The sequence below is a fragment of the Microbacterium sp. 1S1 genome (genome assembly GCF_008271365.1).
GTDB lineage: Bacteria > Actinomycetota > Actinomycetes > Actinomycetales > Microbacteriaceae > Microbacterium.
Genome location: NZ_CP043430.1, coordinates 2,145,119 through 2,158,546 on the forward strand (window position 1 = coordinate 2,145,119; position 13,428 = coordinate 2,158,546).

12 protein-coding genes are annotated in these 13,428 nt (G+C 71.9%); 5 read left to right on the forward strand and 7 right to left on the reverse strand.

The features are described from left to right. Positions 1 to 6: 6 nt before the first annotated feature. From FY549_RS10355 to FY549_RS10375, 5 genes are all read right to left on the reverse strand, one after another. Positions 7 to 1,314 (reverse strand): DUF58 domain-containing protein, encoded by a 1,308-nt coding sequence (locus FY549_RS10355; protein WP_149084939.1) that lies wholly within the window; start codon positions 1,312 to 1,314, stop codon positions 7 to 9. Then, positions 1,315 to 2,238: an AAA family ATPase gene (locus FY549_RS10360; RefSeq protein ID WP_200838655.1), complete on the reverse strand. Its 924-nt coding sequence runs from the start codon at positions 2,236 to 2,238 to the stop codon at positions 1,315 to 1,317. A 97-nt stretch (positions 2,239 to 2,335) separates the two neighbouring features. Beyond that, positions 2,336 to 3,520, reverse strand: coding sequence for a DUF4350 domain-containing protein (locus tag FY549_RS10365; RefSeq protein ID WP_149084941.1), 1,185 nt, complete (start codon positions 3,518 to 3,520; stop codon positions 2,336 to 2,338). After that, the gene (locus FY549_RS10370; protein WP_149084942.1) at positions 3,517 to 4,158 is read right to left on the reverse strand and encodes a DUF4129 domain-containing protein; all 642 of its coding nucleotides are present in this window, start codon (positions 4,156 to 4,158) and stop codon (positions 3,517 to 3,519) included. The genes FY549_RS10365 and FY549_RS10370 overlap by 4 nt, the downstream gene beginning before the upstream one ends. Beyond that, entirely contained in the window at positions 4,155 to 5,462 is a 1,308-nt protein-coding gene (locus tag FY549_RS10375) for a hypothetical protein (RefSeq protein ID WP_149084943.1), read from the reverse strand. Before FY549_RS10375 ends, FY549_RS10370 begins: the two co-directional genes overlap by 4 nt. Positions 5,463 to 5,557: 95 nt before the next feature. On the opposite strand from FY549_RS10375, the gene mtrA reads away from it, so the two are divergent. The 5 genes from mtrA to hpf all read left to right on the forward strand — a co-directional run bounded on the left by mtrA (position 5,558) and on the right by hpf (position 11,166). Beyond that, the gene (gene mtrA / locus FY549_RS10380) at positions 5,558 to 6,238 is read left to right on the forward strand and encodes an MtrAB system response regulator MtrA (protein ID WP_025103044.1); all 681 of its coding nucleotides are present in this window, start codon (positions 5,558 to 5,560) and stop codon (positions 6,236 to 6,238) included. A gap of 7 nt (positions 6,239 to 6,245) precedes the next feature. Continuing rightward, positions 6,246 to 7,925, forward strand: a complete 1,680-nt coding sequence (gene mtrB, locus FY549_RS10385) for an MtrAB system histidine kinase MtrB (protein ID WP_149084944.1) — start codon at positions 6,246 to 6,248, stop codon at positions 7,923 to 7,925. After that, positions 7,922 to 9,640 (forward strand): LpqB family beta-propeller domain-containing protein, encoded by a 1,719-nt coding sequence (locus FY549_RS10390; protein WP_200839026.1) that lies wholly within the window; start codon positions 7,922 to 7,924, stop codon positions 9,638 to 9,640. The genes mtrB and FY549_RS10390 overlap by 4 nt, the downstream gene beginning before the upstream one ends. 90 nt (positions 9,641 to 9,730) lie before the next feature. Continuing rightward, the gene (locus FY549_RS10395) at positions 9,731 to 10,378 is read left to right on the forward strand and encodes a ComF family protein (RefSeq protein ID WP_200839027.1); all 648 of its coding nucleotides are present in this window, start codon (positions 9,731 to 9,733) and stop codon (positions 10,376 to 10,378) included. Between the two features lie 131 nt (positions 10,379 to 10,509). Next, on the forward strand, positions 10,510 to 11,166 hold the full coding sequence (gene hpf, locus FY549_RS10400; RefSeq protein ID WP_149084945.1) for a ribosome hibernation-promoting factor, HPF/YfiA family: 657 nt from the start codon (positions 10,510 to 10,512) through the stop codon (positions 11,164 to 11,166). On the opposite strand, the gene FY549_RS10405 is transcribed toward hpf, so the two are convergent. Together FY549_RS10405 and FY549_RS10410 are read right to left on the reverse strand one after the other, a co-directional pair. Next, complete coding sequence (locus tag FY549_RS10405) at positions 11,109 to 12,551, reverse strand: hypothetical protein (protein ID WP_316247075.1); 1,443 nt, start codon at positions 12,549 to 12,551, stop codon at positions 11,109 to 11,111. The two genes, hpf and FY549_RS10405, sit on opposite strands and share 58 nt — an antisense overlap. A 77-nt stretch (positions 12,552 to 12,628) precedes the next feature. After that, positions 12,629 to 13,267, reverse strand: a complete 639-nt coding sequence (locus FY549_RS10410) for a PadR family transcriptional regulator (RefSeq protein ID WP_149084946.1) — start codon at positions 13,265 to 13,267, stop codon at positions 12,629 to 12,631. Between the last annotated feature and the right edge of the window lie 161 nt (positions 13,268 to 13,428).

Below are 13,428 nucleotides of genomic sequence, written 5' to 3' on the forward strand. Positions count from 1 at the left end.
CCGCGCTCAGAGCCGTCCTGCGGCCTTCAGCTCGAGATAGCGATCGGCGATCCGCGGCGGCAGGTCCTCGGGGTCCGCGGCGATGGCCTCCCCGCCGGCTCGGCGGATGGCCTCGGAGACGTTCTCGGCGTCGCGGAGCGTGCGTTCCGCGGCGGCGGCGAGGTAGACGTCCTCTCGGGAGGCGCGAGCTCGGGTGAGGGCCACGATGCCGTCGTCGGTCACAGAGCCGACGAGGACCGTCATCGCCCGGGAGGGGTTCGGGAAGGCGCCGAGGAAGCCCCGGGCCGACTCGGCCGCGTCCTGGGCCGTGAGGACGACGAGGAGCGACGGTCGCGTGGTCAGCGTGCGCACCGCGGCGAAGGCGGCATGCCAGTCGGTGTCGACGAGGCGGGCGTGGACCGGCGCCATGGCGTCGGTCAGTGCCGGGAGGAGCGCTGCACCGTCCACTCCGGTCACCCGGGCACGGGTGACGCGGTCGTGCATGAGCAGGTGGACGTGGTCGCCGGCCCGCGACGCGAGGGCCGACAGGAGGAGTGCCGCCTCCAGCGCGGCATCGAGTCTCGTGCCGTCGCCCACGCGGGCGGCCGCGGTCCGTCCGGTGTCCACGATGACGACGACGTGCCGGTCCCGCTCGGGACGCCAGGTGCGGAGCATCGTCGTGCCGGCTCGGGCGGTCGCCCGCCAGTCGATCGAGCGCACATCGTCCCCGCGGACGTACTCGCGCAGCGAGTCGAACTCGGTGCCCTGGCCACGCACCTGGATGCTGGTGTTCCCGTCGAGCTCGCGGAGCCGGGCCAAGCGCGAGGGGAGGTGCTTGCGCGAGGAGAACGCGGGCAGGACGCGGATCGCTCCGCGGACGGGGTGTCGCGCCTGCCGACCGGCCAGTCCCAGCGGCCCGCGCGAGCGCAGCATGACGAAGGCGCTCACGAGCTCGCCGCGGCGTCGGGGCCGCAACGGGATGTCCACGCGGCGTCGCTCGCCCGGAGGGACGCGCAGATGCTCCCGCTCCGGCGGCGCCCCGGCGGTGGGCTGCCATGCGTCGCGCAGGAGGACGTCGAGCGTCCGGGCCCCGTGGTTCTGCACGGCCACGCTGACCGGCACCTGCTCGCCGAGGCGGGCCCGGGACGGCACACGACGCGTGACCGTCGCCGAGCGCGGATCGCCGGCGAGCGCCACGTCGGCGGCGACGAGGAGGAGACACAGTCCGATCCACCCGCCCAGCACGGCGTACGGCGGATACCCCGCCAGCCCGGTGAGGACCAGCGGCACGATGCCGACCGCGAGGGCGACGGCGAGACGGCCCGTGACGAACACCTAGATCGGCACCCGGGTCTGCTGCACCACCGAGGTCAGCACGGCGTCTGCGGACACGCCCTCCATCTGCGCGTCCGGGCGGAGCTGGAGACGGTGACGCCACACCGGGACGAGCATCGTCTGTACGTGGTCGGGCGTGACGGCGGAGGAGGCGTTGAGCCATGCCCAGGCCTTCGCCGCCGCGAGCAGTCCTGTCGAGGCACGGGGGCTGGCGCCGAGCTCGACCGAGGGGGACTGCCGGGTCGCGCGGGCCAGGTCGACCACGTAGCCGAGGACGTCGTCGGTGACGTCGACTCCGGCAGCGGCGCGCTGGGCCGCGCGGATCTCATCGGCGCCGATCACGGCCTCGACTCCGGTCAGGTCACGCGGCGAGAAGCCCTGGGCATGGCGCCGCAGGACGGACACCTCCGCGTCGCGCTCCGGCATGCCGACCACGAGCTTCATCAGGAAGCGGTCGAGCTGGGCTTCGGGCAGGGAGTACGTCCCCTCGTGCTCGACGGGGTTCTGCGTCGCGGCCACGAGGAACGGGTCGGGCAAGGCACGGCTGACGCCGTCCGCGGAGACCTGACGCTCCTCCATCGCCTCCAGCAGCGCCGCCTGGGTCTTCGGCGGCGTGCGGTTGATCTCGTCCGCGAGCAGGATGTGCGTGAACACCGGCCCGGCGCGGAAGTCGAATTCGCCGGTACGGGCGTCGTAGACCAGCGAGCCCGTGACGTCGCCCGGCATCAGGTCGGGGGTGAACTGCACGCGCTTCGTGTCGAGGCCGAGCGCACGGGCGAACGAGCGGACGACGAGCGTCTTGGCCACTCCCGGCACGCCCTCGAGCAGCACATGGCCCCGCGCCAGCAACGACACGAGCAGGCCGGTGACGGTGCCGGCCTGGCCGACCACCGCCTTGTCCACCTCACTGCGCACGCGATGCATGGCCTGCCGCAGCGCGGCATCGTCGGCGGGACTGTTCTCGTCGGTCACGGGGTCTCCTCGGAGTCGATCAGGAAAGGGACGGAGGGCGGACGGCTGTTCATGTGCCGCTCCGCGGATTCTGCAGGCTCGTGTCGACGGCGGTCTCCAGCTCGTCGAGACGACGGGCGAGAGTGACGAGGGCGGCGTCGTCGGTGGGCGGCGGCCCCGCCAGCAGGCTCTGCAGCGTGCCGCGGGGGACCCGGAGACGGTCGGCGGCGGCGTCGGCGACCTCGTGCGTGCCGGCGTTCACCGCCACTCCGAGCCGCGTGGCGAGTCGGCGTCTCGTGCCGTCCCGCAGCGCCTCCGCGGCGTGGGGCGCGTCGGCGGCCTTCGCGGTGAGCCTCGCGCGTCCGTGCATGGTCTCCGAGGCGCGCACGGTGACCGGGAGCGTCTCGGCCACGAGCGGGCCGAACCGCCGCCCGCGGGCGAGTGCGGCGGCGATCCCGGCGGCCACCAGCAGGAGGATCGCCGGGGTGACCCAATCGGGGGTGAGGCTGCCCAGGGTGTCGGGGGTCACCCCCTCGATGTCGGTGTCCTCGAAGGACGGGACGTACCAGACGACCCGGTCCTCCTGGCCGAGGAGGGCGAGGCCGAGGGCGGCGTTGCCGTCCTCGGCGAGGGCCGCGTTGCTGAAGAGTTTGACGCCTTCGACCACGGATCGGTGCCCGTCCCGCTCGTCCACGAGCACGGCCGCCGCGTCGTCGTCGCCGAAGCACCCGATGACGCCGGCCGCGGGGGAGAAGAATCGGTCGGGGCGAATCTCGCCCACCTGGGCGAAGGCGGGTACGGGGCAGTCGGCAGCCGTCGATCCGACGGACCCCGGCGCGTTCTCCCCGAGGGAGAGCTCTCCCAGCAGATGGGTGCTCGCGGAGAGGAAGACGACACGATCGGCAGGCGCGAGCAGCTCGGCCAACGCCTCGTCGGAAAGCGCGTAGGGGTTGGTCATGACGAGCGTGCTGTCGCCGTCCACCACGGCCGCCGCCTCCGCGCGCGAGCGGACGACGTCGACCTCGACTCCCTGATCGCGGAGGATCTCGGCGAGGGCGAGCGCGCCGGTGTCGGCTCGGCTCTCCGGGTCCAGGGTCCCGCGTGCGCCGGGGGCACTGGCCGCCACCTGCGACGCGGCGAACGCGACCGCGAGGACGAGGACGGCGACGGCGAGCCATCCCAGAAGGGACGCGGTGCGGCGAGGGGGACGCTCAGCGGTGTCCACGGCGAGATCCGACGGGGTGGTCGTCGTCATGCGGCCACCGTCTCGAGGCGGCGAGCGTGGAGCCGGTCGTCGGTCGCGGCGAGGTGACGGTAGTCGTCCGATGTCGCGGCGTGCCGCAGGTAGCGAACGTCGTCGAACGAGGCGGCGGCGCGGCGCAGCGCCTCCGCCTCGTCGGCGAAGACCGCGCTCGCGGACCGGGCGATGGACTGCGCGGTCGCGCCCGGTGCGGGGTCGATGAGATCGCGCTCGAGCAGGCCGCGTGCGATCGCCCGGTAGCGCAGGATGACCGCCGTGTCCCAGTCGCCCTGACGGGCGCTGCGCTCCGCGTCGGCACGCAGCGTCGTCGCGCTGCGGTCGTCATCGGCGCCGAGAAGGGCGGTGTGCGCGCGCCGCACCACCCGTGAGCGACGGGGGCGTCCCCACACCAGGAGCGCGGTGACGAGCGCCGCGGCGATGAGGACGGTGACGACGATGAGCGCGGTGGGGCCGACGTTCGCGCCGTTGTCCGCGGAGAAGAGGTCGCCGAGGAAGCGCATGACGTCGCGGGCGAACAGATCGAACCAGGTGGGCTTCGCATCTGCGTACTGCGCACGGGAGAGTTCCTCCTCCGCCCAGCGTCGCGCCTCGTCACCGTCCGGGACGAAGACCTCGTCGAACCGTCGCATCATCGCTGCGTGTCGCCACCCGGTGCGATCCAGTCGGCGCCCGTGTCGGCCGACGGCCGGACGGGCGGCGCCGGCGCGGCCGCCGGCGGAGGCGGGGGCGCGAAGGCGGCGGGCCGAGCAGGGGAGGTGCCGGGGAACGGCGGCGGCACGGTGACACCGGGGGCGACACCGTACAACGGGGAGTTGTAACCCTGGGCCATCATCACGTGCTCCGGCACCTGGCGGGGCGGCGGAGCGCTGGTCACCGCGCGGGCCGGGTCGACCGCGAACGGGTCGCCGAGGTGCTCGTCCGGGACGCCGAGATCACGGCGCTCCACGTGGGAGAGCAGCGTCTGGTCGAGGCCCTCGTAGCGCATGCGGCAGTCGAGGTAGACGAGAACGCCGCCCGTGCTCTGCACGACGATGGTGATCGCCTGGAGGATCAGGAGCAGCACCTGCGGGGCGAGGAGCGCGAAGACGTACGCGATGACGGCGCTCGGCTCGGTGGAGCCTGTCGGCGCGATCACCGTCCCCAGGAACGACGACAGCATGGCGGTGGGGAAGGCGACCACCTGCATCGCCAGACCCATGATGAGGCTGATGAGGAACGTGACCCCGAAGGCGACCCAGAAGCGCCCGCGGGTGAGACGCCAGGAACGAACGAACGCGTCACGGAAGCGGGCGCGCTCCAGCACGAGGATCGAGGGGACGAGCAGCAGCTTGGTCGACAACCAGACGGTCAAGGGGATCGCGGCGAGAGCCAGGAGGACCACGACGAGCACGACGATGCCGATCATCTCGGGCGTGCCGCCCCAGCCACCGGCGATGAGGGCGGCGACGACCGCCGCCACGATCGCGAGGCCGCCGAAGAGCGCGAGCACCGAGAGCGACGCGAAACCGGCCAGCCGCCAGAACGCCGGGAGCATGCGCCGCCAGAGCATCCGCAGCGTCGCCTTCACCCCGACCGCCGCGTATCCGACCTCGGCGGCCACGACACCCTGCATCATCGCGGTGAACGTGATGGAGGCGAGGCCGACGACGAGTCCGGCGAGGAGGTTCATGGCGACCGTGCCCGCGAAGACGGCTTCGAAGTCGGGGGAGGAGGGGGAGACGGTCTCCAGTCGCGAGAACGTCGTGAAGAGCACGACGCCCATCACCCCTGCCGTGGCGATGACGACGACGAGCTGGATGACGACGGCGAACCCGAAGAGGACCTTGGGATTGTGCCGCAGCGCGGCGAAAGCCTTGCCCAGCAGCATGCCGAAGGTCAGCGGATGAAGGGGGATGATGCCCTTCTTGGGAGCTGGGGTCCACGTCTGGCCGCTCACGGGCCTCCCTCCGTCGTGCGCTCCCATCGTGTCATATCAGCGTGCTGACGCGCAGACCTGCGGAGGGCGGGACTCGGTGCCATAAGGTAACAGTTATGACCTCACGCATCCTTGTGGTCGACGACGACACCGCGCTCGCCGAGATGATCGGCATCGTGCTGCGCACCGAGGGATTCGAGCCGGTGTTCTGTGCCGACGGTGCGCGCGCGGTCGACGAGTGGCGCGCCCAGCGCCCGGACCTGGTGCTGCTCGACCTGATGCTCCCCGGGATGGACGGGATCGAGATCTGCACCCGCATCCGAGCGGAGTCCGGCGTGCCGATCATCATGCTGACGGCCCGCAGCGACACGGCCGACGTCGTCCGGGGCCTCGAGGTCGGCGCGGACGACTACATGGTCAAGCCGTTCAATCCCAAGGAGCTCGTGGCTCGCATCCGCACCCGGCTGCGGCCGACGCCGCAGGCCTCCAGTGAACAGTTGCGGATCGGGGATCTGACGGTCGACGTCGACGCGCACGAGGTGCGTCGCGGGACGACGCCGATCGCCCTCACGCCGCTCGAGTTCCAGCTTCTGGTGGCGCTCGCCTCCAAGCCCCAACAGGTGTTCTCCCGCGAGATGCTGCTCGAGCAGGTGTGGGGGTACCACTACAAGGCCGACACCCGTCTCGTGAACGTGCACGTCCAGCGCCTGCGGGCGAAGGTGGAGCTCGACCCGGACAACCCGAAGATCGTCATGACGGTGCGCGGCGTCGGTTATCGCGCCGGCAGCGTCACCTAGGACCCCGATGGCCGCGACGACAACGACCACGGCCGTCGCGGTGCTGCGCGACTGGCGCGGCTGGCCGGACGTGCTGGCGGCGCTGTGGCGGCGTTCGCTGCGGTTCCGCACGCTGGCGATCACCCTCGTGGCCACGTCGCTGGCGATCTTCATCACCTGCGTCACCATGGCGCTCGTCATCCAGAACGACCTGTTCGTCTCCCGGAAGAACGTCGCGCTCGAAGACGCGCGCCGCGCCGTGGACCAGGCGCAGTCGCTCCTGGACATCGCGGGGGTGGGGGACGACCCAGCCGCGCTGACCGACATGTGGAACAGCATCCCCGACACTCTGTCGCGCACGTCGAGCGCGGATCAGCTCGCCGGCTTCAAGATCCCCGACGGTGAGGGGTCGGTGCGGCTCAACGGGTTCACGGCCGGGCTCACCCCGGATCTGCTGAGCTCGGAACTGCAGGCGAGGGTCCGCGAGCTGGACTACGTGCAGGCCTGGCAGTCGGTAGCCCTGCCCACCGAGGACGGCGGCGTCGTGCCGGGGATCGTCGTGGGGCAGCAGCTGCAGGTGCCTCAGGCCGGCTCCTTCGAGGTCTACTTCGCCTACGACCTCGCCGACGCCGACCAGACGCTGGTGTTCGTCCAGCGCACGCTCTGGATCGCCGGTATCGGACTGGTGGCGATCGTCGCCGCCATCTCCTGGATCGTGCTGCGGACCGTGTCGACGCCGATCGTCCAAGCCGCCGAGACCAGTGCTCGGCTCGCCGCCGGTGATCTCGGCGTCCGCCTGGAGGTACACGGCGAGGACGAGCTCGCGACGTTGGGGCGATCCTTCAACGCGATGGCCGACAGTATCGAGGCGCAGATCAAGGAGCTGGGAGAGCTCTCGATGGTGCAGCAGCGGTTCGTGTCGGATGTCTCTCACGAGCTGCGGACCCCGCTGACGACGATCCGCCTCGCCGCCGACATGCTGAACGATCAGCGCGAGGAGTTCGACCCCACGACCGCGCGCACCGCGGAGCTCCTGCACACCCAGGTGCAGCGATTCGAGACGCTGCTGGCCGATCTGCTCGAGATCAGCCGGTACGACGCGGGATCCGTGCAACTCGAGCTGGAGGCGACGAGCCTCGCGCAACTGGCCGAGGACATCATCGAGCAGATGCGGCCGCTCGCCGAGGGGCGGGGGACCGAGATCCGGCTCGTCGCCCCCGGCGGCTATTCGCCCGTCGACATGGATCCGCGCCGCGTGCGCCGGGTACTGCGGAACCTCATCGGCAATGCCATCGAGCACGGGGAGGGGCGGCCGGTCGTCGTCACGGTCGACAGCAACCAGCACGCCGTCGCCGCCGGCGTGCGCGATTTCGGGCTCGGCATGGCTCCCGGGGACGCGGAACGGGTGTTCGACCGCTTCTGGCGCGCCGACCCTTCGCGGCAGCGCACGATCGGGGGCACGGGGCTGGGGCTGTCGATCGCGCTCGGCGACGCCACACTCCACGGGGGGACGCTCGCCGTGTGGTCCGAGCTCGGGGTCGGCTCGCACTTCGTCCTCACGATCCCCCGTCACGACCGCGTGCTCGACGGCCCGAGCCCGATCCCGGTGGAGCCGCAGGCGCCCCTGGCGGAGCTCGGCGATGCCACGCAGCCGATCTCCATCGCCGAGACCTACTCCGATCTGCTCGACGGGAAGGACCAGTCATGAGCTCGCGCGCGAAGAGTCGATTCATCCGTGCCGCCGGCCTGGCGCTGGTCGCTCTGCTGCTCCCCGCCTGCACCGGCCTGCCGACCAGCGGCGAGGTCGCGGTCGGTCTCGAGCTGGGGGAGTCGCCGGACGACGTCGACGTGCTCCCCGTCGCCTCCGGCCCGGTCGCGGGCGCGGGACCGGCGGAGATCGTCGAGGGTTTCCTCGAGGCCGGTATCACGACATCCGACAACTGGGCCACCGCGCGGGAGTTCCTGGCGCCGTCGCTGCAGCGCAGTTGGCGCCCCTCGGCCGGGGTGTCCATCGACGTGGGCCCGGAAGCACGGACGGTGACGTCGGACGTCGCGGTGGAGGAAGTGGAGGATGCCGACGAGGCGGAAGTGCAGGTGCTGCTCGAGCTGGTCGCGAGCGTCGACGAGTCGGGGGCGTACAGCGGCGCCCCCGGCGACTCGAGCGTTCCCTTCTCGCTGGCGCGCGGTGACGACGGAGAGTGGCGGATCACCCAGGCGCCGGACGGGGTGGTGATCGATGAGGCGCGCTTCCCCAACGTCTTCGAGGGGTACTCCCTGCAGTGGTTCGATGCGCGCTGGTCCCGCCTGGTCCCGGACATGCGCTGGTTCCCCCGTCGCCAGAGCCCCGCGACGACGGTGACCCAGGCCCTCGTCAGCGGCACTCCCGCGGAATGGCTCGATCCCGCCGTGCAGACGGCTTTCCCATCCGACGTGCAGCTCGCCCAGGATGCGGTGCTCATCACCGCGCAGGTGGCCGAGGTGTCGCTGACGCGACCTGCCGCGAGCCTGGACAAGACCACCCTCGCGCGCATGCGCACCCAGCTGCAGGCGACGTTGAAGGCAGCCGGCGTGAACGTCACCCAGGTGCGCTTCAGCGTCGACGGCAGGGCGCTCGATGCGGACGTCGTCGAGCTCGCGGGCACCTCGCCTGAACCGGGCACGCTCGTGCTGAAGGACGGGGCGTTCGGACGGATCGTCGGCGACGAGATCGCGCCGATCCCCGCGATCAGCACTCAGATCCTCGCCATGCCCCCGCCGATCCGGGCCATCGACGTCGCGGCCGACGACTCCGCGGCAGCGGTGATGCTGGACGACGGGCACGTCTACCTCGTGGGCGAGGATGCGCGGAACGAGCTGGACGCGCGCCCCGGGCTCGTCCACCCGTCCCTCGATCCCTATGGCTACGTGTGGTCGGTCCCTGCAGGAGCGCCGCAGAGCGTCCAGGCGATCGGCGCGGACGTCGTCGGCCACGATGTCGTCGGTGCCTGGCCGAGTGCGTCATCGATCTCGAATCTGCGCGTCTCGGCGGACGGCGCCCGGGTCGCGGCGGTGATCGTCGTGGGCGGCCAGCACTGGGTGGTGGTCGCCGCGGTCGTGCGCGACGACTCGGGTCTGCCGACGGAGCTGGGGGAGATACGACAGCTCCGTCAGCTCACCGAGCCGTCGACAGGGCTCGCCTGGCTGGGCTCGGACCGGTTGGCCGTGCTCACCGGCTCGGCCACGCCGCGCCTCATCATCCAGCCTGTCGGCGGACCCGGGTCTGCGGAGACCGCGCCCAGCGATGCCGCGGAGGTGGCCGGCGGGCGTACCGCGGCGGGCGTGCGCATCCTCGACGCCACGGGGCAGCTGTTCGCGCACGCCGGCTCGGCGTGGCGGGAGGTCACCGAGGGTGTCGCCGTCCTCGCCACGCGCGCCGGGGAGTGACTGTTCCTGCACAGATCGGGGAGATGCCGGTTCATCCCCGCTCCGCCGGAACGGGTGCCGGACAGCGGTTCCGGGCGGCAGGATCGACGCGTGGGGTTCACGGAACGTATGGAGGCGCTCGCCGCTGAGGTCGGCGGGCTGCTCCTCGCGGCGAGCTGCCCCGGGTGCGATCGGCCGGGCACGCTGCTGTGCGACCAGTGCCGGGGAGCGCTCGCGCCGACGCCGCTCGACGTGTGGACGCCGGGCGGTCGACGCGTCAGGGCGGCGCTCCGCCTGGAGGGTCCGGTCGCCTCGTGCGTCCGGCGACTGAAGGGGGAGGGGGAGACCCTTCTCGCTCGACCGTTCGGTGTGGCGCTCGCCGCCGTGCTCGCCCCCGCCCTCATGCCGGGGGCGTGGGCCGTCCCCGTCCCGACGTCGCGCGCCGCCTTCCGCAGGCGGGGCTATCGCGTCCCGGAGCTCCTCGTGCGGCAAGCGGGAGCGGTGCCTCAGAGCGTCCTGACTCTCACCCGCAGAGTGGCGGACCAGCGAGAACTCGCCGCCGCTGCCAGGGCCGAGAATGTGCGCGGGGCGATGCGGGCGCGCAGACCGGGGCGCGGCGCTCGGGCGGTGCTGGTGGACGACGTCGTGACGACGGGCGCGACCCTGGACGAAGCCGCGCGGGCGCTCGCCGCTGCCGGGTTCGTGGTCCACGGCGTCGTCGCGCTCGCCGCCACGCCGATGTCAGCCGGATCCGGATGAGGTTCATCGGAGACTCACCGCAGACACAAGGGCGCGGGCCGTGACTTCCGCCGTCGGTCGGACTACGGTGGGGTGTCACAAGGCGACCACGGTCCGCCCTTGGCCGGGCGGACCGGGACAAGGAGGCAGCAATGGAAACGAGCATCGTGGGCGTCGGAGTGGGTATCACCGATCGCTTCCGCACCGTCGTCGAAGAGAAGATCGCCAAGATCCAGACGCTCGCAGCCAAGGCGCAACGCCTGGATGTGAAGGTCACGCACCGGGTCTACCGGAACGGCCGCGTCCCTGATGAGACCGTCGAGCTGACGTTGGTCGGCAAGGGACCCGTCGTCCGCGCGGAGGCGGTCGACGGTGACAAGTTCGTGGCGCTCGACCTCGCGATCGACAAGATGATCGAACAGCTGCGCCGCGCGAAGGAGAAGCGCGTCGACGGGCGCCAGCACCCGCGGGGCCCGCACTTCGAGAAGGGCAGTGGCTCGCTCGAGGGAATCGACGTGCAGCCGGCGTCCGCCGAGGTGCTGCACGCCGTGGCCACCGGCAGCATCCCCGTGCAGAACGACGAGGAGGAAGACTACTCGCCCGTCGTCATCCGCACCAAGAGCTTCGAGGCGGAGTGGATGACGGTCGAGGAAGCCGTGGACCGGATGGAGCTCGTCGGGCACGACTTCTTCCTGTTCGTGGACGCCCGCACCGATCACCCGAGCGTGGTCTACCGCCGCAAGGGCTGGGACTACGGTGTCATCGCCCTGGAGACGCAGGCTCCGCCGGCCGAGGCGCTCGCCTCCTGACCCGCGCTGCGAAGGGCCCGACCCCGGGGGTCGGGCCCTTCGTCGTGGTCTCGCGCTGTCAGTCGAAGATGCCGTCGAGGAGGCTGCCGATCACGAGGCCGCCGAGAAGACCGGAGGCGATGTCGCCACCGCCCATGCCGCCGCCACGACGGGGGCCGCCGCTCCCATCCCCCGCCCCAGTCCTGGTCCTGCGGGCGGGACGAGTCGATGTCGCGCTGAGCGAGTTGGAGCGCCTCGGCGGCGAGGTAGGCGACGCGGCGCGCCTGGGCGAGAGCGGCCTCACGTGTCTCCTCGGCGGGGAGGAGCGCGGGCAGATCGACGCGGAGGCGCTCGGCCTCGGCGAGTCGAGTGCGCGCATCCGCTCCGATCCAGCCCCGGTGACCCGCGATGAGACCGCGTGCGACGCCGAGCTGTCGGTCTGCGTCGTCGATCGCATGCTGGACCTGCGCGACGCTCGGCAGCGGATTCTCGGCGCGGTGCCGGGCCGTGGCGATGGCGTCGTCGAGCGCGGCGTTCGCCTCACGCAGCCGCGACAGCTCCGCGAACGGGTCGTTGGGTTCCCCGGACGGGGTGAGCGAGGCGAGGGCCGCCTGCAGGCGGGCGACCGCCTCCGCGACGGCGGGCGTGGAGGGCGCGGTCCGTGCGGCGATCAGGTCGTTGCGGGAGTCGGCGATGACCTCGGCCAGCGTGGACTCGGCCCGGAGAGCCTCGATCTCGAAGTCCTCGACGGCGTCGAGCAGTGCACCGGCGCGACGCGTCGCCTCGGTCGCCGTCTCCAGAGCGAGGTTCGCCTCTTCGTTCTGCTTCGCGGCGCGGCGGCGTTCCGAGATGTCGGCGCTGTGCGTCGCGAATCGGATCAGCTGTTCCGCCTCGGCGGCGCTCGCGGTGATCTGGTGCATGGCGGAGTCGGAGTAGCGAGCGGAGAGGCGGGACACGGTCTCGTCCGTGTGCGGGATGCGGGCACTCAGTGCGTCGGCGTCGGCTCGCACCTGGGCGATGATCTCCGGCGCCTTGCGGACGGTGGCGACGGACTCCGCCAGCACGGCGGTCTTCTCATCGAGGAGATCCTGTGCCCACTCGCACAACTGGAGGATGCGGGCGTTGCGCGTGCGCAGCTCCTCGTCGGTGTCCGGAATCTCGTCGTGGTTGAGCTGATGGAGCTGGAAGGCCTCCCGCAGGTGGGTACGCACCGACAGCAGGGCGGCCTTGAGGTCGGCGGTGAGCGACTCGCCCAGCTCCGCCTCGGCGAACACCAGCTCGTCGGAGGTGGTCCGGATCCGCTCGTCTGCGGCGACGAGCGCCTGTTCCGCGCGCCGGGCGAGGTCCGCGTCCTGCGCGGCGAGTTCTTCCTGTTCGCGTTTGCGTCTGCCCCAAAATCCAGCCATGTGCCGATCCTAGTTTCCCCGGCGCGTGCGCGGGCTGAGCATCCGCTCCGGGCGAACGGCACGGGAGTACCGAGGGGTCAGACGGCGAAGGGCGCCGCGGCGGTGTCCTCCTCCCGCACGCGTGCGTCCGCCGCCTTCGCCGGGCGACCGCGCTTGGGACGGATCGTCGTCAGTTCCAGGGCCATCTCGGGATCCGGATGCTGCGCGAGCCTGGCCTCGGCCAGTTCGAGCCAGCGGAGCTCGGCTTCCGCCGCGCACACCAGGGAGTCGAGGACGAGCGACCAGGCGAGCTCCTCCGGGCTTCCCGCCGCCAGGCCCGGGGACGGTGTGCGGCGCAGCTCCTCCAACCGCTGCCGCGAGGCGTCCTGCTGGGTCCGCAGGATCTCCGCGGCGTCCACCCCGGGCAGGGTGGCGCCGAGCGCGAGCTTCACGGCGAGCTCTTCCCGTGTCGCAGGCGGCCGGAGGACCGGGGTGGCGAGCCACCGACCTGCCTCCGCGGATCCCGCCGGGGTGATCCGCCAATACACGTGCCCGTGCTCGTCGGCCTCTCCGCGCTGCACGAGGCCGTCGCGCTCGAGCCGTTCGAGGGTGTTGTAGATCTGTCCGACGTTGAGCGGCCAGGTCGATCCCGTCCGGCGGTCGAACTCGTGCCGGAGCTGGTACCCGTAGCACGGCCCCTGGTCGAGGATGGCGAGCAGGCTCTGGCGTACGGACATGACCGGTCTCCCGACGACGGCGGATGGAAAGCAATGCCGAGTATATGCATACCGGGCAATTCCCAGGGCTCGCGCGGCGGCTCCATGCAGGCGACGTGGAGGTCACAGGCCGGTAACATGGCAAAGTATGCCTGGCGCTCGCCTCACGGCGGCCGGCGGCG

Coding starts and splice junctions, on each gene's coding strand:
- FY549_RS10360 (WP_200838655.1), bottom strand. CDS start 2,238: ATGCATCGCGTGCGCAGTGAGGTGGACAAGGCGGTGGTCGGCCAGGCC.
- FY549_RS10365 (WP_149084941.1), bottom strand. CDS start 3,520: ATGACGACGACCACCCCGTCGGATCTCGCCGTGGACACCGCTGAGCGT.
- FY549_RS10370 (WP_149084942.1), bottom strand. CDS start 4,158: ATGATGCGACGGTTCGACGAGGTCTTCGTCCCGGACGGTGACGAGGCG.
- mtrA (WP_025103044.1), top strand. CDS start 5,558: ATGACCTCACGCATCCTTGTGGTCGACGACGACACCGCGCTCGCCGAG.
- mtrB (WP_149084944.1), top strand. CDS start 6,246: ATGGCCGCGACGACAACGACCACGGCCGTCGCGGTGCTGCGCGACTGG.
- FY549_RS10390 (WP_200839026.1), top strand. CDS start 7,922: ATGAGCTCGCGCGCGAAGAGTCGATTCATCCGTGCCGCCGGCCTGGCG.
- hpf (WP_149084945.1), top strand. CDS start 10,510: ATGGAAACGAGCATCGTGGGCGTCGGAGTGGGTATCACCGATCGCTTC.
- FY549_RS10405 (WP_316247075.1), bottom strand. CDS start 12,551: ATGGCTGGATTTTGGGGCAGACGCAAACGCGAACAGGAAGAACTCGCC.
- FY549_RS10410 (WP_149084946.1), bottom strand. CDS start 13,267: ATGTCCGTACGCCAGAGCCTGCTCGCCATCCTCGACCAGGGGCCGTGC.